This is a genomic window from Ruegeria sp. AM1, from assembly GCF_056540745.1.
This window is the reverse complement of the sequence record NZ_JBQFXH010000002.1, coordinates 512,959-530,955: the sequence shown is the minus strand read 5'-3', so window position 1 is coordinate 530,955 and position 17,997 is coordinate 512,959. Positions and strand designations below refer to the sequence as shown.

Genomic DNA, 17,997 nt, shown 5'->3' with positions numbered 1-17,997 from the left:
ACCGAAATACTTGGTGATCGCTGCGGTCAGCGTCGTCTTACCATGGTCAACGTGGCCAATCGTACCAATGTTGACGTGCGGTTTTGTACGCTCAAACTTTTCCTTTGCCATGATGGCCTCCTTTTTCGGTAATTGAGGGAGCGTGGTATCCACGCTCCCTCAAATCTTTGGTTATGCGTATTTCGCCTGGATCTCGTCCGAGATGTTCTGCGGAACCGGATCGTAGTGGTCGAACTGCATGGTGAACTGGGCACGGCCCGACGACATCGAACGCAGAGTGTTGATGTAGCCGAACATGTTCGCCAGCGGAACGAACGCGTCGATCGCGATTGCGTTGCCGCGCGGTTCCTGACCAGACACCTGGCCACGACGCGAGGTCAGGTCGCCGATGATACCACCGGTGTATTCTTCCGGGGTGATCACTTCGACCTTCATGATCGGTTCCAGCAGTTTCGCGCCAGCCTTGCGCATGCCTTCACGCATACACATACGGGCCGCGATTTCGAACGCCAGAACGCTCGAGTCAACGTCGTGGAACTTACCGTCGATCAGGGCAACCTTGAAGTCGATCACGGGAAAGCCAGCCAGCGGGCCGCTATCCATGACCGAGTTGATGCCTTTTTCAACACCCGGGATGTATTCCTTCGGAACAGCACCACCAACGATGCGGCTTTCAAACGAATACCCCTCGGCAGGCTCTGTCGGCGAGATGATCATCTTCACTTCGGCGAACTGACCTGAACCACCCGACTGTTTCTTGTGGGTGTAGGTATGCTCGACCTCGTGACCGATGGTCTCACGATAGGCCACCTGCGGCGCACCGATGTTGGCCTCAACCTTGAACTCACGCTTCAGACGGTCAACCAGGATGTCCAGGTGAAGCTCGCCCATGCCTTTCATGATGGTCTGACCGGATTCCAGATCAGTTTCCACGCGGAACGACGGGTCTTCGGCGGCCAGACGGGCCAGACCCTGGGACATCTTCTCTTGGTCGCCCTTGGTTTTGGGCTCAACCGCGATCTCGATCACCGGATCAGGGAAGGTCATGGTTTCCAGAACTACCGGTTCCTTCGCATCACACAGGGTGTCACCGGTGGTGGTGTCTTTCAGACCCGCCAGCGCGATGATGTCGCCTGCAAACGCCTCTTCGATCTCTTCCCGGTTGTTCGAGTGCATCATCATCATACGACCGATGCGCTCTTTTTTACCTTTGGTCGAGTTCAGGATCGAGTCACCCTTGTGCATAGTCCCCGAGTAAATCCGGGTGAAGGTCAGCGAGCCAACGAAGGGGTCATTCATGATTTTGAACGCCAGACCCGAGAAGGCCATGTCGTCGTCTGCACGACGGGCGATGTCACGAACTTCTTCCTCGTCGCCGGGTTTGAAGCCCATGTAATCAACAACGTCCAGCGGGCTGGGCAGATAGTCGATCACAGCGTTGAGCAGCGGCTGAACGCCTTTGTTTTTGAACGCAGACCCCCCCAGAACCGGAACGAACGCGATGTCCAAAGTACCTTTACGCAGCAGGGCGCGCAGGGTCGGAACGTCGGGCTCATTGCCTTCCAGGTATTCCATCATCGCATCGTCGTCCATTTCGACGGCCGCTTCGATCATCTTGCCGCGCCATTCGTCCGCCATGTCTTTCAGGCTGTCGCGGATCGGAGCTTTGATCCAGCTTGCGCCAAGATCTTCGCCCTGCCACAGCCACTCTTCCATGGTGACCAGGTCGATCAGACCTTCCAGCTCGGTCTCCGCGCCGATCGGAATACCAACCGGAACAGCGCGCGCGCCGGTGCGGTCTTCGATCATGCGAACGCAGTTGAAGAAGTCTGCGCCGATCTTGTCCATCTTGTTGACGAAAACCATACGCGGAACCTTGTAGCGGTCAGCCTGACGCCACACGGTTTCGGTCTGAGGCTCAACACCGGCGTTTGCGTCCAGAACGCAGACGGCACCATCGAGAACCGCCAGCGAGCGCTCAACTTCGATGGTGAAGTCAACGTGGCCGGGGGTGTCGATGATGTTCAGGCGGTGCTTGGGTGTATCGGCGGTCTGACCGTCCTCGGTGCGCTCCCAGAAAGTGGTGGTCGCAGCCGAAGTGATGGTGATGCCGCGTTCCTGCTCCTGCTCCATCCAGTCCATGGTGGCTGCACCATCGTGCACCTCACCGATGTTGTGGGATTTACCAGTGTAATACAGGATACGCTCCGAGCAGGTGGTCTTACCTGCGTCGATGTGCGCCATGATACCGAAGTTACGGTACAGTTCGAGCGGATATTCGCGTGCCATTTTTGATAAGCCTCTGAATTACCAACGGTAGTGGCTGAAGGCTTTGTTCGCCTCGGCCATCTTGTGGGTGTCTTCGCGCTTCTTCACGGCGGTACCGCGGGACTGTACAGCGTCCAGCAGTTCACCGGCGAGGCGTTCTTCCATGGTGTTTTCGTTGCGGCCACGCGCAGCAGTTATCAGCCAACGGATGGCCAGTGCTTCGCGGCGCTCAGGGCGCACTTCGACCGGAACCTGATAGGTGGCACCACCAACCCGGCGCGAGCGAACCTCGACCGACGGTTTGATGTTGTCGAGCGCTTCGTGGAACACTTCGACAGGAGCGCGCTTTACCTTGTTCTCAACGCGGTCAAACGCGTTGTAAACGATGCGCTCTGCGACCGACTTCTTGCCGTCGATCATCAGGTTGTTCATGAATTTGGTCAGTACCTTGTCGCCAAATTTGGCGTCAGGCAGAACTTCGCGTTTTTCGGCGGCGTGACGACGTGACATATCAGCCTCTCCTTCTTACTTGGGACGCTTCGCGCCGTATTTCGAACGACGTTGCTTACGGTCTTTGACGCCCTGAGTATCCAGAACACCGCGCAGGATGTGGTAACGCACACCGGGAAGGTCTTTCACACGGCCGCCACGGATCAGAACAACCGAGTGTTCCTGCAGGTTGTGGCTTTCACCCGGGATGTACGAAATGACCTCGAACCCGTTGGTCAGGCGCACCTTGGCAACCTTCCGCATCGCCGAGTTCGGCTTTTTAGGTGTGGTGGTGTACACGCGGGTGCAGACACCGCGCTTCTGCGGGCACTGCTCCAGGTGCATGGACTTCGAGCGTTTTACTTTGGGCTGCCGCGGTTTGCGGATCAGCTGTTGAATAGTTGGCATTCCGGTTTCTTCCCCGTTTTGCAACACACATGACATGCACGCGCATTGCGTGCGGTTAGATTCGCTGCACTTATGCGTCCACAAGCGCAAAACCCGCGAACGTTCCCATTCCGAGGTGAACGTCGCGGTTGTTTATCAGAGGGCGCGAACGATAAAATTGTCCGGGCCTTGACCAGTTCATTACTGGAATCGGTTTTGGGGCGGCCCCCGCACCGAGATGACGCGCGTATTAAGGGGAGTCGGTCGCGGTGTCAACAGCGCAGCCCGCTTGAAAAGCCCCAGACTGGTTTGCGCTGATTTGAACGGCAGATACCGGATTTCCGGTGCCTTCGCCAGTTGCGAGCCCATCGTTGCCAAGGCATAGTCGGGCCGACAAGGTTGATCACGGATACATCATGCAAGTTATCGGTCTGTGCCGCTTTTCCTACCCAGCCTATGGCGGCTTTCAGATCGAGCATGATACGATCGAGGAACGGCGCCAGTTTCTATACAATCCGGAACGGCTGGACGAACGGTTTCGTCTGTTCGAGGCGATCACCCTGCCCTGTTTTCGCGAGCAGACCGATGAGGATTTTCAGTTCCTCATTGTGATCGGCGAGTGTCTGCCTCAGCCCGCGCTGGACCGACTGCATGACCTGACAGCAGGCATGAATCAGGTCCAGATCATCGCAAGACGGCCGGCGCGACATCGGCGCGTGATGAAAGACGTGCTCAACAGCGCGCGCATCGACCCTGCCCAGCCGTGCTTGCAGTTTCGGCATGACGATGATGACGCGGTGTCGGTGGATTTTGTCGAACGGCTGCGGCTGGCGGCACAGGACTGTGAACTGCTGATGCGCAACAACCCTGCCGTCGCCGTCGACTTTAGCTGCGGTTTTCTGGCGCGTGGCACCATAGATGGAATTCAGGCGACCCAGGTACATCGCCGCCTGATCACCGCAGGTCTGGGCATGTATGTCGCGGGCGAATCCCCGCTGACGATCATGAACTTTGCGCACCACAAGATGGACCGGGTCATGCCCGTCGTCAGCTATCCCGACGCCCCAATGTGGGTAAGGACGCTGAACCAGTTCAACGACTCGCCCGAAACGCGGAACAGCAAGGTCGAGCTGTCACCTCTGGACGCAGCCCTTGAGGGAGAGTTCATCGCCCGCTACGCCATCGATCAGGATCACGTCAGGCAGGTTCATTCTGCGGCTTGATGTGTACGCTCGCGGAACAAAGTGAATAGCCCTGCCGCGACCACAAGCGCCGCACCAAACATCGTGACCCGATCAGGCCAATCTCCGAACACCATCCAGCCCAGAGCCAATGCCCAAAGCAGGCTCGAGTATCGGAACGGGGCCACAAACCCAACATCCCCCACGCGCATCACCATGACGCTGAACAGATACCCCATCAGCACAAAAACAGCCGCAGAAGCAGCCAGCAAACCTACGCCTGTGGTGACGGGAACCCAGCCCTCCAATACAGATGCAACGGCAGCAGCGGTGGTGATAGACAGCGACGTTGCCAGCGTCACAACCATCGACGGCACCTCGGGCGACATACGCCGGGTTATCAGATCGCGCGCTGTCACCGACGCCACGGCGATCAGAGCGTAAAGAGAGAAAACGCTGAACCCCTCTGGCCCCGGACGCACAATCAGCAACATGCCCAGAAAACCCAGCCCGATCGCCAGTATACGCCGCCACCCGATACGCTCCGAAAAGAACACCGCAGCGCCCAGCGTGACCGTCAGCGGCAGCGCCTGTAGTACAGCGGTGACATTCGCCAGAGGCATGTTTTTCAAAGCGGTCAGGAAAAAGAAGGTCGCTGACAGCTCGGCCGTGCACCGCATCCCGATCAACACTCGGTCATGATCTGAAAAGCTCAGATGCAACGCCCCCAGGCCGCGCGCCAGCGTAAAGATCAAAACGGTGGCGATAAACCCCCGGATTGCGACCAGCTGAAACAACGGAAGCTCCTGCAACGCCAGTTTGACCAGCGTATCGTTCACCGTAAACGCGGCCATGCTGCCCACCATCAACAGCGCGCCTTTTAGGTTGGGGGTCATGGCAGATGTTCCGGTCGTAAAACAATTGAGCCATTGGTCCGGCAAGCCGATCTAATGTCAATCTTTCTGTTAGGACGTCACGGCTTTTTAACGGGAACAGAGAGCCGGTAGTTTGCAGCCATCTGTCAAACCAACCAAGATGTCAGACCAGGCAGATGTCTTACCCCGATTCCGCCATATCGAAGACATGAGGGTGGAGTTTTCTATCAATGACCGCTGCGCGGACTTGCCGACCATTCGGCTAGTCGCTGACGCCTTTCAGAACTCGTTGATAAAATGCGCCCTGCGCATCCTCAGCAGTCGGCCATTCTCGGTCTAAATTCAGTGCTCCTGCGGGTACGATTTGTCGCGCGATCTCGGGCGGTGTGGTTTCGTCAGACGTTCCATTCTTCCAGTCGTGAAAGGCTGATGAGTATCGAACGGCTGCTCCGCTCGTCGGTAAATCGAGCGACCCGCCCTCGGCAAAGAAAGTCAACCCGTCGCCCATTTCTTCCCCGATGAGTTTGAGCCTATTTCCCAGACGATGTTTCAGTATGGCTACAAACACAATCGCCGCGGAAAACGTGAATTTATCGACAAGCAAAACTACCTGCTGACTTGCGCTTTGCGAGATCGCGTCGATCAGGGGCATCGTTAGCAGAAAATCGCCGCCGGTGTTTCCGCGAACGTCAACTAAGAGCATTTTGTTTGAGCAGGTGCCCACGCGCTCCGCTGCATCTGAGATGGCTTTGGGCAGCGCAGTTTCGCTTGGATCAAAGAAACTTGGCAACGCGATCGATAGCCCAAGATCTCGCCAATCCCGTATCTCAACAAAAGCCTCGGGTTCCCAGGCTGGATCAGCCCTGCCGTGCTCGTTCCTCGGGTAGAGTGTCGACGCAGGAACAGTATCTCCATTTGCCATTTTCAGATTGGTTATCTGCCCGTTTTTGTTCCGCAGACTATACTCGGTCGTATCGCCTTCAGACGAAAATCCCAAACGCGCCAAAACGTAGGGCCAAGCCAGAAGTATCGGCCCGATGACACGTTTCCTTTGGCGCGTTCCCGCCAGAAATTTTGCGGCAGTGGCTTCGATTTGATTCAAAGCTGCGCCGTTGACGGCTATCAGTTCTCCTCGCGCTGCAGTGCCCCCTGGTGCCGTGCCAATGAGTTGCACTGAACGCCCCACGCTCACGAACCTCAGTGGAAGCACTGAGATCGCACTATTTGGGATCAGCCGCGTGTGCCCGTTGTCTGCAAGTGCCAATAGGCGCATCGCGGACAACAGAAAGGCCTCAATGGAGCCCTCCAAAGCGTATCGTCGGCAGTGACTAACGCAGTTGTCTATCATGGCCCTTTCGACCCGCCGAAAGCTAGGATCGGTTGACAACGCAGTTTCCAGAATTTGCTTCAGATCTTCCGTCAGCGACATATTTCACATCTGCGCATGACCACTCACCAATGTCCAGATTGGGCTCATTACTGTCGTTTGAGAGTGAATCGAGCACCCACGACGTCGGTCTGCGTACCTAACAATCACCACAAAAAAAGGCCCCGCGTATCCGCAGGGCCTCTTGTTTGGTTTGAAAGGCGACTACTCGCGGCTTTCCGGGGTTTCCACCAGAACGTCCAGCTCGTCGCCGACCATATCGTCGTCCATCATCGGTGCTGCCAGGGCAGCGGCCGCTTCTGCCTCTTCCCGGCGGGCTTCGATCACCACGTTATCGCGCGATTGCGCAACCTGGCGCACGGCCTGTGTGGCTCCACCGGTACCGGCGGGGATCAGGCGACCAACGATGACGTTCTCTTTCAGGCCAACCAGCTTGTCTTTCTTGCCCTGAACCGAGGCCTCGGTCAGAACGCGGGTGGTCTCCTGGAACGACGCTGCCGAGATGAACGAACGCGTCTGCAGCGAGGCTTTGGTAATCCCCAGAAGGATCGGCTCGCCCTGTGCCGGACGACCACCGCGAGAGATGGTCTTCTCGTTGGCTGCGTCGAACTCTTGCTTGTCGACATGTTCGCCTTTCAGCAGGGTGGTGTCGCCTGAATCCAGAATCTCCCACTTCTGCAGCATCTGGCGCACGATGACCTCGATGTGCTTGTCGTTGATCTTCACGCCCTGCAGACGATAGACGTCCTGCACCTCGTCGATCATGTAATCCGCCAGCGCTTCGACACCCATGATGGACAGGATGTCATGCGGAGCCGGGTTACCGTCCATCAGGTATTCACCCTTCTGGATGAAGTCCCCTTCAGCGACCGGGATGTGCTTGCCCTTGGGCACCATGTACTCAATGGTCTCCATGGACTCGTCCGCCGGTTCGATGCTGATGCGACGCTTGTTCTTGTAGTCGCGGCCAAAGCGCACGTAACCATCGGCTTCTGCGATGATCGCGTGATCTTTCGGACGGCGGGCTTCGAACAGTTCGGCCACACGCGGCAGACCACCGGTGATGTCCTTGGTCTTGGCGCCTTCACGCGGGATACGCGCGACAACGTCACCGGCTTCGATGGTCTGGCCATCTTCGACCGACAGGATCGCATCCACCGACATCGGATAGTGAACCGGGTTGCCCGCATCGTTGCGGACCGGTTCGCCATCTTCACCGACCAGAATGATCTCGGGCTTCAGGTCGCTGCCTTTGGGAGCAGCGCGCCAGTCGATCACGATCTTCTGGGTCATACCGGTTGCATCGTCAGTCTCATCGCGGACAGCGATGCCCGAAACAAGGTCAACATATTTCGCGGTACCGGCTTTCTCTGCGATGATCGGCAGGGTGTAGGGATCCCATTCGTACAGCTTGTCGCCACGGGCCACCGATGCACCGTCCTTAACGAACAGCTTCGAGCCGTAGCCCAGCTTGTGGTTGGCACGCTCTTCACCGTGTTCATCCTTGATCACCAGCTTCATATTCCGACCCATGACCAGGCTTTCGCCTGCAGCATTGACCAGAATCTGCGGGTTCTCGAAGGAAACTACGCCTTCCTGGCTGGCTTCCTGGAACGACTGCTGACCACCTTGCGCAACACCACCAATGTGGAAAGTCCGCATCGTCAGCTGTGTACCGGGTTCACCAATGGACTGAGCAGCGATGATGCCGACAGCCTCACCCGTGTTCACCATGGTACCGCGTGCAAGGTCACGACCGTAGCAGGTTGCACAGACGCCTTCCTCGGACTCACAGGTCAGAGGCGAACGAATGCGCATCGACGCAACACCAGCCTCGTCAATGGTGTCGGCCATACGTTCGTCGATCAATTGTCCAGCGGCGACCAGAACTTCATCCGTGCCCGGACGCAGAACGTCATCAGCAGAGACGCGGCCCAGCACACGTTCGGCCAGCGACGCGACAACCTCACCATCGTTCACGGCGGCTTCGGCAGTGATCGCACGCTCGGTACCACAGTCGATTTCACGAACGATGCAGTCTTGCGCCACGTCCACCAGACGACGGGTCAGGTAACCCGAGTTCGCCGTCTTCAGAGCGGTATCCGACAGACCCTTACGGGCACCGTGGGTCGAGTTGAAGTATTCGAGAACGGTCAGACCTTCTTTAAAGTTCGAGATGATCGGCGTCTCGATGATGTCACCATTCGGCTTGGCCATCAGGCCCCGCATACCGCCCAGCTGTTTCATCTGAGTGACCGAGCCACGTGCACCAGAGTGGGCCATCATGTAGACCGAGTTCGGTTCCTGCTCGGAGCCGTCCTCTGCCCGATCCGACGACGAGATCGTCGACATCATAGCCTCAGTGACGCGGTCGTTACACTTCGACCAGGCATCGACAACTTTGTTGTACTTTTCACCCTGAGTGATCAGGCCGTCCATGTACTGCTGTTCGAAGTCTTTCACCTGACTACGGGTGTCATCCACGATGCCCCATTTGTCGTCCGGAATGACCATGTCGTCCTTACCGAACGAGATACCGGCCTTGAACGCTTCGCGGAAGCCCATCGACATGATCTGGTCACAGAAGATGACGCTCTCTTTCTGACCGCAATAGCGGTAGACGGTGTCGATCACCTGCTGCACTTCTTTCTTCCGCAGCAGACGGTTGACCAATTCGAACGGCGCTTTGTTGTTCATCGGCAGCAAGGCACCCAGACGGACACGGCCCGGCGTAGTTTCAAAGCGCTGCTGCACTTCGTTGCCTTCGGCGTCGATCTGCGTGATCCGCGCGGTGATTTTCGAGTGCAGATGCACCTCACCCGCGTCCAGCGCGTGCTGAACTTCTTCGATCGAACCGAACACCTTGCCTTCGCCCGGCATGCCTTCGCGTTCCAGCGTCACGTAGTACAGACCCAGGATCATATCCTGCGACGGAACGATGATCGGCGCGCCGTTTGCAGGCGACAGAACGTTGTTCGTCGACATCATCAGAACACGGGCTTCCAGCTGCGCCTCAAGGCTCAGCGGGACGTGAACGGCCATCTGGTCACCGTCAAAGTCAGCGTTAAAGGCCGAACAGACCAGCGGGTGCAGCTGGATGGCTTTACCTTCGATCAGAACCGGTTCGAACGCCTGAATGCCAAGACGGTGCAGCGTCGGCGCACGGTTCAGCATGACAGGGTGTTCGCGGATCACCTCGTCGAGGATATCCCAAACTTCGGGACGTTCTTTCTCGACCAGCTTCTTCGCCTGTTTCACGGTCGAAGACAAACCCTTGGCTTCAAGGCGCGAGTATATGAACGGCTTGAACAGCTCCAGCGCCATCTTCTTGGGCAGACCACACTGGTGCAGCTTCAACTCCGGACCGGTCACAATGACCGAACGGCCCGAGAAGTCGACGCGTTTCCCCAGAAGGTTCTGACGGAAGCGACCTTGCTTACCTTTCAGCATGTCCGACAGCGATTTCAGCGGGCGCTTGTTCGCGCCGGTGATCACGCGGCCACGACGGCCATTGTCGAACAGAGCGTCAACGGATTCCTGCAGCATCCGCTTCTCGTTGCGGACGATGATGTCAGGCGCGCGCAGCTCAATCAGACGCTTCAGACGGTTGTTCCGGTTGATGACGCGGCGATACAGATCGTTCAGATCCGAGGTCGCGAAACGGCCACCATCCAGCGGAACCAGCGGACGCAGTTCCGGCGGAATGACCGGGATCACGGTCATCACCATCCACTCGGGCCGGTTGCCCGACTCGAGGAAGGATTCGACAACTTTCAGACGCTTGATGATCTTCTTGGGCTTCAGTTCACCGGTGGCTTCGGCCAGATCAGCGCGCAGCTGCTCGGCTTCGGCTTCCAGATCGATCTGGGCCAGCATCTCACGGATGGCTTCGGCACCGATATTGGCGGTGAACGCGTCCATGCCATAGGCATCCTGCGCGTCCATGTACTCTTCTTCGGTCAGCATCTGGCCATAGGTCAGGTCGGTCAGACCGGGCTCGATGACGACGTAGTTTTCAAAGTACAGAACGCGTTCCAGATCGCGCAGCGTCATGTCCAGCATCAGACCGATGCGGGATGGCAGCGATTTCAGGAACCAGATGTGTGCAACGGGCGCGGCCAGTTCAATGTGGCCCATACGCTCGCGGCGGACTTTCTGCAGAGTGACTTCCACACCGCATTTCTCGCAGACAACGCCGCGATACTTCATCCGCTTATATTTGCCGCACAGACATTCGTAATCTTTGATCGGGCCAAAGATACGCGCGCAGAACAGACCGTCACGCTCGGGCTTGAACGTACGGTAGTTGATGGTTTCGGGTTTCTTGATCTCACCATAAGACCAAGACAGGATCCGTTCAGGGCTGGCCAGCGAAACCTTGATCTCGTCAAAGACTTTCGGCGGTGTCAGCGGGTTGAACGGGTTGTTGGTGATTTCCTGGTTCATTTTGATACCTCAAATTTTGCGGAAGGGGGGACGGGAGGAAGGGCCGAGGCCCTTACTCCTCAACCTCCGCATCCAGGAGTTCCATATTCAGGCCGAGGCCACGGACTTCTTTAACCAGAACGTTGAACGATTCCGGTACGCCCGCTTCAAAGTTATCCTCGCCTTTGACGATCGACTCATAGACCTTAGTACGGCCGGCGACGTCATCCGATTTCACGGTGAGCATCTCCTGCAGGGTGTAGGCGGCGCCATAAGCTTCCAGAGCCCAGACTTCCATCTCACCAAAGCGCTGACCACCGAACTGCGCCTTACCACCCAGCGGCTGCTGGGTGACCAGGCTGTACGGCCCAGTCGAACGCGCGTGGATCTTGTCGTCCACAAGGTGGTGCAGTTTCAGCAGGTACTTGATGCCCACGGTCACCGGACGTGCAAATTGCTCACCGGTACGACCGTCGAACAGAACCGACTGACCGCTTTCCGAGAAACCCGCACGCACCAGCGCATCGTTGACGTCTGCTTCCTTGGCACCGTCGAAGACCGGGGTGGCGATCGGAACACCGCGGGTCACGTTGCCCGCCGCCTCGATCAGACCATCCTCGTCCAGACCGGTGATGCCTTCTTCGTAGACATCTTCGCCATAGGCCAGCTTCATCGCTTCGCGCACCGGGGTCAGGTCGCCAGAGCGGCGGTATTCACCCAGCGCGTCGTCGATGTTCAGACCCAGACCGCGCGCGGCCCAACCCATATGGGTTTCAAGGATCTGACCAACGTTCATACGCGAAGGCACACCCAGCGGGTTCAGACAGAAGTCGACCGGCGTACCATCGGCCAGGAACGGCATGTCTTCCATCGGAACAACCTTGGAGATCACACCTTTGTTCCCGTGACGACCGGCCATCTTGTCGCCCGGCTGCAGCTTGCGCTTCACGGCGATGAAGACTTTGACCATCTTCATCACACCCGGCGGCAGGTCGTCGCCACGACGGACTTTCTCGACCTTGTCCTCAAAACGGGCGTCCAGAGCACGCTTTTGCACTTCGTACTGCTCGTTCAGAGCCTCAACGATCTGTGCGTCCTGCTCACCTTCCAGCGCCAGCTGCCACCACTGACCACGGGTCAGGGTTTCCAGCAGCTCCTCGGTGATCACCGACCCTGCCTTGACGCCTTTCGGGCCTTTGACAGCGGTTTTACCCAGGATCAGGCCTTGCAGACGCGCATAGATGTTGCGGTCCAGGATCGCCAACTCGTCGTCCCGGTCACGGGCCAGACGTTCGACTTCCTCACGTTCGATCTGCAGCGCACGCTCGTCTTTTTCGACGCCGTGACGGTTGAAGACGCGGACCTCTACAACCGTACCGTAATCGCCCGGCTTCACGCGTAGCGAGGTGTCGCGCACGTCAGATGCTTTTTCACCAAAGATGGCGCGCAGCAGCTTTTCTTCCGGGGTCATCGGGCTTTCGCCCTTCGGAGTGATCTTGCCGACCAGAATATCGCCCGGCTCCACATCCGCACCGATGTAAACGATGCCCGCCTCGTCGAGGTTGCGCAGCGCTTCTTCACCGACATTCGGGATGTCGCGGGTGATCTCTTCCGGACCCAGCTTGGTATCACGGGCGGCGACTTCGAATTCCTCGATATGGACCGAGGTAAAGACGTCATCACGCGCGATACGTTCCGAGATCAGGATCGAGTCTTCGTAGTTGTAACCGTTCCACGGCATGAACGCGACGACCACGTTCTTACCCAGAGCCAGTTCACCCATATCGGTCGAAGGACCGTCGGCAATGACTTCGCCCTTCTGGACGGTGTCACCCACCTTGATCAGCGGACGCTGGTTGATGCAGGTGTTCTGGTTCGAACGCTGGAACTTGCGCAGACGATAGATGTCAACGCCAGCGTCGCCCAGTTCCAGATCTTCGGTGGCGCGGATAACGATGCGCTGGGCATCGACCTGGTCGATGATACCGGCGCGTTTCGCCTGAATCGCAGCGCCTGAGTCGATCGCAACCTTTTCCTCAATCCCGGTACCAACCAGCGGCGCTTCAGCGCGCAGCAGCGGAACCGCCTGACGTTGCATGTTCGAGCCCATCAGAGCGCGGTTGGCGTCGTCATTTTCAAGGAACGGGATCAGCGATGCCGCAACCGAAACCAGCTGTTTCGGGCTCACGTCGATCAGATCAACGTTTTCAACCGCCGCAAGGGTGTAATCCCCGGCCTGACGGGTGTTGACCATCTCGTTCTTGAACTTGCCATCGGCGTCCAAAGTCGCGTTCGCCTGCGCCACGGTGTGACGCATTTCCTCGGTCGCGGACATGTAGTGCACTTCGTCGGTCACCTGACCGTCGGTCACCACGCGGTACGGTGTTTCGATGAAGCCATACTTGTTCACGCGGGCAAAGGTGGCCAGCGAGTTGATCAGACCGATGTTCGGACCTTCCGGCGTTTCAATCGGGCACATCCGGCCATAGTGGGTCGGGTGCACGTCACGCACCTCAAAGCCCGCACGCTCGCGCGTCAGACCGCCGGGGCCAAGCGCCGAGAGGCGGCGTTTGTGGGTAACCTCCGACAGCGGGTTGGTCTGGTCCATGAACTGCGACAGCTGCGACGAGCCGAAGAATTCGCGAACAGCAGCTGCAGCCGGTTTCGCGTTGATCAGGTCCTGCGGCATGACGGTGTCGATTTCGACCGACGACATACGCTCTTTGATCGCGCGCTCCATGCGCAGCAGACCAACGCGGTACTGGTTCTCCATCAGTTCGCCGACCGAACGCACACGACGGTTGCCGAGGTGGTCGATATCGTCCACGTCGCCTTTGCCGTCGCGCAGCTCGACCAGAGCCTTGATGCAGGCCACGATGTCTTCGCGGTCCAGCGTACGCTGGGTGTCAGGCTTATCCAGCGCCAGACGCATGTTCATCTTCACGCGGCCAACAGCGGACAGGTCATACCGCTCGCTGTCGAAGAACAGCGTGTCGAACAGGGCCGACGCGGCCTCAACAGTGGGCGGCTCACCCGGGCGCATGACGCGGTAGATGTCCATGAGCGCGCTTTCGCGGTTCATGTTTTTGTCCTGCGCCATGGTGTTGCGCATGTAGGGGCCGACATTGACGTTGTCGATGTCCAGAACCGGGATGTCGGTGATGCCCGCGTCGATCAGCTCTTTCGCGGTGCCGCCGATCAGATCGCCGTCCTTGTCATATTCAAGCGTCAGCTCATCACCGGCTTCGACATAGATCGCGCCGTTTTCTTCGTTGATGATGTCCTTGGCGACAAATTTGCCAACGATGTGATCGAAGGGAACCAGCAGGTCGGTAACCGCGCCCTCGTCGATCAGTTTTTTGACCGCGCGCGGGGTGACTTTCTTACCGGCCTCGGCAATCACTTCGCCGGATTTCGCATCAACCAGATCATAGGTCGGGCGGGTGCCGCGCACACGCTCGGGGAAGAACGGCGTGACCCAGCCTTTCTTCTTGTCCAGCTTATAGGACACGGTGCTGTAATACGCGTCCATGATCGCTTCCTGATCCAGACCCAGCGCATACAGCAGGGTAGTCACAGGCAGCTTACGGCGACGGTCGATCCGGGCGAACACGATGTCTTTGGCGTCGAACTCAAAGTCCAGCCAGCTGCCGCGATACGGGATGATGCGGCAGGCGAACAGCAGCTTGCCCGAGGAATGGGTCTTGCCCTTGTCGTGGTCGAAGAACACACCGGGCGAACGGTGCATCTGGGATACGATCACACGCTCGGTACCGTTGACAACAAAGGTGCCGTTGGGCGTCATCAGGGGCATGTCGCCCATGAATACGTCCTGTTCCTTGATGTCCTTGACCGATTTCGCGCCTGTGTCCTCGTCGACATCAAACACGATCAGACGCAGCGTGACCTTCAGCGGCGCACTGTAGGTCATATCGCGCTGCATACACTCTTCGACGTCGTATTTGGGCTTTTCCAGATCGTATTTCACGAACTCCAGAACGGAGGTTTCGTTGAAATCCTTGATCGGGAAAACCGACTGGAACACACCTTTGATGCCTTCGCCGTCTGTCGGCTGTTCAGCATCGCCGGAGCGCAAGAAAAGATCATAAGAAGATTTCTGGACCTCAATGAGGTTCGGCATTTCCAGCACTTCGCGGATTTTGCCGTAATATTTCCGAAGACGTTTCTGGCCAAGGAACGATTGAGCCATGTCAGATGTCACCTTTCGATGTTCTCAGCGGGCAAAGACACCGTCGGGCCCCGGCATCTTGCACATTCGAGACGACACGTCCGGATCAATACCTGGCCACCGTCCCGAAGGCAGCCTCCCGATCCGAAAACCGTGTCTTAGAAAACACCCCAATCCATGAGGCCCTTTCTAAGACAGGTTCGGCTGGACCCGGATTTCTCCGGACCCAGCCAAATTTTGCGGCGCATCGGTGATGCACCATCCGACTGACTTAAGCCAGTTCGACCTCGGCGCCAGCTGCTTCCAGCTTGGCTTTGACTTCTTCGGCTTCTGCCTTGTCAACGCCTTCTTTGATCTTGCCGCCAGCTTCAACCAGTTCTTTGGCTTCTTTCAGGCCCAGACCGGTGATACCGCGAACTTCTTTGATCACGTTGATTTTCGAAGCGCCGGCGTTCTTCAGAACGACGTCGAATTCGGTTTTTTCCTCAGCAGCTGCACCGCCGGCATCGCCAGCTGCGCCTGCGACCATTACGGCGCCGCCAGCTGCGGGCTCGATGCCGTATTCGTCTTTGAGGATGGTTTTCAGTTCTTGTGCTTCCAGCAGGGTCAGACCCACGATGCTTTCTGCGAGTGCTTTCAGATCAGCCATTGTATTAGCTCTTTCCGTTTTACAGTGTGTGTTCCAACGTCAGGGTATTCACCCTACGCAGATCATTCAGTGCCAACCGCTTACGCAGCTTCCGCCTTCTCTTCGATGGTGGAAAGGATGCTTGCGATGTTGCTTGCAGGTGCGCCAATTGCGCCAGCGATGTTCGAAGCAGGTGCGCCCAGCATGCCCGCGATAGTAGCAATAAGCTCTTCGCGCGAAGGCATTTTGGACACGGCTTCAACGCCGGCACGATCCAGAGCGTTCTCACCCATTGCACCGCCAAGAATTTCGAACTTTTGGTTCTCTTTGGCGTAGTCCTGGGCCACTTTGGCTGCTGCCACAGGGTCCTCGGAATAGGTCAGAACGGTCATCCCTGTCAGCAGGTCGGCCATGCTTTCACACGGCTTACCCTCAAGGGCGATTTTGGCGAGCCTGTTCTTGGCAACACGCACGGAACCACCCGCATCACGAGCACGTGCGCGAAGGTCCTGCATCTCGGCAACTGTCAGACCGGCGTAGTGAGCAACCACTACGACGCCAGAGCTTTCGAAGATTTGGCCGAGTTCCTCGACCACTTTCTCTTTCTGGGCTCTATCCACAGTTCTCTCCAAGTTTGGGGCGATATCTCACCCCGGCTCATATTTGCCGCGGTCGAAACCCCGGCGTTCAGGTCCGTTGTTACGGGATTGGCCAAAATGCGCCCGAGGGTGGGACCCTCAGAATTCTTTGGTCTTACCCGTCTCAGGCAGGGAATTAAGGCACCGAATGGCACCACCCACCGTCTTGGACGAAACAAAATAAAGCGCACGACGAATCGCACGCTTTATTCCGCAGCTCTCTTTAGGGGAGACGCACGAGATTTCCAAGAGGGAAATTCATTCGCGCGCCAAACAAGCAGGCAGCTCAGGCCGGAAACATACCGTCCTTTTTAAGCCGCCCACGCCGGAAGTTTATAGATACGCGCGCAGCACTGCAGCCGGGCCCGCCCCGATCGTCAGGGCCGCCGTATGCTCAAACCCGACCCCGGTCTCGCCAAGCGAGGGGAACAACGTCAGGATTTCAGAGCGCTGATCATCCGTCAGAGCCCCAACCGCATGCTCCGACAAAAAGAAACTTTCGGTCAGCGCACCATTTGATCTGACCACATGATGTCGATCGAACATGAAATGGGTATAGCGGACCTCGTCCACCTCGTGAATTGAAACCCCCGGGATACCACACAGATGTTTCGCCGCGACCAAAACTTCGGACTTGCCAAACAGCATCTCGGCTGCGGCGGCGGTAACCAGCACTCTGTGCTGTTGAGACAGAACCAACTCTGCTTCATTGCCAAGCACACCCGGCCGTATAACCACTGGGGCAAAGGCACCCGTCCCTTCGACCGTGGTGCTGCCTGTCCATAACACCGGCTGGAAGCCGCTATCCCGCGTCCAAACCATTTGACCGGGCTTTATGTCCTGCACCAGCATCTCGCCATCAGCCGTGTCGATCAGGGTGCCTTCTGCAAAGCAGGTTACAAAATTCGTATAGGCAGATGACCCGGTGTTCGACCCGCTGACTTTGACGTATGAGGTTCCGGGCACAAGATCTTCAGATGTCGCATAGCCCCATACATCCTGCGTCACCCCGCCTTGTGAGAACACATAGACCGTAATGGTCGGACCGGTTGGGTTACCGGACCCATCAAGAGCCCGAATGTTGATAATCGATTCTGATTCAACCTGGGTCCCGTTTGCAACGATCCCGCCGCCATCCGTTATGACATGATTTGCGGGGGCATCATCGTTGAAAACATTAACATCAAAGGTATCGTCGAGCGTAATGGTGGTGCCCGTACCACCAGAATACTGAAAAACAGTACCATCAGGCGTATCCGAGTTGTTGATAATCGGATTACCAACAATTGCACTACTTGAGCTTGAGGTGACGACCAGGCTTTCACTGTCCTGTGCGAAAAAGCTGCGTAAAACCATTTAAACCCTGCACGATCTACTTGTATTTTCTGTCCGCTTTAAGCCAGAAAACGTATTCTGGCAACAAATCTCGGCTTTAAGCTATCTATATGACAGACTGGTGTTCATGTCGTGTCGATTGCAAGGCAACCCTGCAAGCCGCATAACAGCAAAAGCCCCCGACAATAATCTTGC

The 17,997-nt window shown here is 57.3% G+C and carries 12 protein-coding genes; 1 reads left to right on the top strand and 11 read right to left on the bottom strand.

Annotation, left to right across the window (positions count from 1 at the left end):
• The 4 genes from ACR0I7_RS10445 to rpsL form a co-directional block, all read right to left on the bottom strand.
• On the bottom strand, positions 1–111 hold a 111-nt coding region (locus ACR0I7_RS10445), incomplete at its 3' end, for a GTP-binding protein (protein WP_170744588.1).
• 60 nt (positions 112–171) lie between these two features.
• Positions 172–2,289 (bottom strand): elongation factor G, encoded by a 2,118-nt coding sequence (gene fusA, locus ACR0I7_RS10440; RefSeq protein WP_480510685.1) that lies wholly within the window; start codon positions 2,287–2,289, stop codon positions 172–174.
• Positions 2,290–2,307: 18 nt separating this feature from the next.
• Complete coding sequence (gene rpsG / locus ACR0I7_RS10435) at positions 2,308–2,778, bottom strand: 30S ribosomal protein S7 (protein WP_010441203.1); 471 nt, start codon at positions 2,776–2,778, stop codon at positions 2,308–2,310.
• A gap of 15 nt (positions 2,779–2,793) precedes the next feature.
• Positions 2,794–3,165, bottom strand: coding sequence for a 30S ribosomal protein S12 (gene rpsL / locus ACR0I7_RS10430; RefSeq protein WP_005621086.1), 372 nt, complete (start codon positions 3,163–3,165; stop codon positions 2,794–2,796).
• 395 nt (positions 3,166–3,560) lie between these two features.
• On the opposite strand from rpsL, the gene ACR0I7_RS10425 reads away from it, so the two are divergent.
• On the top strand, positions 3,561–4,367 hold the full coding sequence (locus ACR0I7_RS10425; protein WP_480510683.1) for a putative rhamnosyl transferase: 807 nt from the start codon (positions 3,561–3,563) through the stop codon (positions 4,365–4,367).
• Here ACR0I7_RS10425 and ACR0I7_RS10420 read toward each other — a convergent pair.
• The 7 genes from ACR0I7_RS10420 to ACR0I7_RS10390 all read right to left on the bottom strand — a co-directional run bounded on the left by ACR0I7_RS10420 (position 4,352) and on the right by ACR0I7_RS10390 (position 17,823).
• Positions 4,352–5,221: a DMT family transporter gene (locus tag ACR0I7_RS10420; protein WP_480510681.1), complete on the bottom strand. Its 870-nt coding sequence runs from the start codon at positions 5,219–5,221 to the stop codon at positions 4,352–4,354. The two genes, ACR0I7_RS10425 and ACR0I7_RS10420, sit on opposite strands and share 16 nt — an antisense overlap.
• A 241-nt stretch (positions 5,222–5,462) precedes the next feature.
• A complete protein-coding gene (locus ACR0I7_RS10415) occupies positions 5,463–6,629 on the bottom strand; it encodes a S41 family peptidase (RefSeq protein WP_480510679.1) in 1,167 nt (388 codons plus the stop codon).
• 162 nt (positions 6,630–6,791) lie between these two features.
• Entirely contained in the window at positions 6,792–11,033 is a 4,242-nt protein-coding gene (gene rpoC / locus ACR0I7_RS10410) for a DNA-directed RNA polymerase subunit beta' (RefSeq protein ID WP_480510677.1), read from the bottom strand.
• Positions 11,034–11,085: 52 nt separating this feature from the next.
• Positions 11,086–15,222 carry a DNA-directed RNA polymerase subunit beta gene (rpoB, locus tag ACR0I7_RS10405; protein WP_480510675.1) on the bottom strand — a complete coding sequence of 1,379 codons (4,137 nt, stop codon included), beginning with the start codon at positions 15,220–15,222 and terminating at the stop codon, positions 11,086–11,088.
• A 250-nt stretch (positions 15,223–15,472) separates the two neighbouring features.
• Positions 15,473–15,850 (bottom strand): 50S ribosomal protein L7/L12, encoded by a 378-nt coding sequence (gene rplL / locus ACR0I7_RS10400; protein ID WP_480510673.1) that lies wholly within the window; start codon positions 15,848–15,850, stop codon positions 15,473–15,475.
• A gap of 80 nt (positions 15,851–15,930) precedes the next feature.
• Positions 15,931–16,449 (bottom strand): 50S ribosomal protein L10, encoded by a 519-nt coding sequence (rplJ, locus tag ACR0I7_RS10395; protein ID WP_170417030.1) that lies wholly within the window; start codon positions 16,447–16,449, stop codon positions 15,931–15,933.
• 351 nt (positions 16,450–16,800) lie between these two features.
• The gene (locus ACR0I7_RS10390) at positions 16,801–17,823 is read right to left on the bottom strand and encodes a Hint domain-containing protein (protein WP_480510671.1); all 1,023 of its coding nucleotides are present in this window, start codon (positions 17,821–17,823) and stop codon (positions 16,801–16,803) included.
• Between the last annotated feature and the right edge of the window lie 174 nt (positions 17,824–17,997).

What these genes read in the sequence shown, in the direction of transcription:
- ACR0I7_RS10415 (WP_480510679.1), bottom strand. Translation starts at nt 6,629, where the DNA reads ATGTCGCTGACGGAAGATCTGAAGCAAATTCTGGAAACTGCGTTGTCA.
- ACR0I7_RS10420 (WP_480510681.1), bottom strand. Translation starts at nt 5,221, where the DNA reads ATGACCCCCAACCTAAAAGGCGCGCTGTTGATGGTGGGCAGCATGGCC.
- rpsG (WP_010441203.1), bottom strand. Translation starts at nt 2,778, where the DNA reads ATGTCACGTCGTCACGCCGCCGAAAAACGCGAAGTTCTGCCTGACGCC.
- rpoB (WP_480510675.1), bottom strand. Translation starts at nt 15,222, where the DNA reads ATGGCTCAATCGTTCCTTGGCCAGAAACGTCTTCGGAAATATTACGGC.
- fusA (WP_480510685.1), bottom strand. Translation starts at nt 2,289, where the DNA reads ATGGCACGCGAATATCCGCTCGAACTGTACCGTAACTTCGGTATCATG.
- rpoC (WP_480510677.1), bottom strand. Translation starts at nt 11,033, where the DNA reads ATGAACCAGGAAATCACCAACAACCCGTTCAACCCGCTGACACCGCCG.
- ACR0I7_RS10390 (WP_480510671.1), bottom strand. Translation starts at nt 17,823, where the DNA reads ATGGTTTTACGCAGCTTTTTCGCACAGGACAGTGAAAGCCTGGTCGTC.
- rplL (WP_480510673.1), bottom strand. Translation starts at nt 15,850, where the DNA reads ATGGCTGATCTGAAAGCACTCGCAGAAAGCATCGTGGGTCTGACCCTG.
- ACR0I7_RS10425 (WP_480510683.1), top strand. Translation starts at nt 3,561, where the DNA reads ATGCAAGTTATCGGTCTGTGCCGCTTTTCCTACCCAGCCTATGGCGGC.
- rpsL (WP_005621086.1), bottom strand. Translation starts at nt 3,165, where the DNA reads ATGCCAACTATTCAACAGCTGATCCGCAAACCGCGGCAGCCCAAAGTA.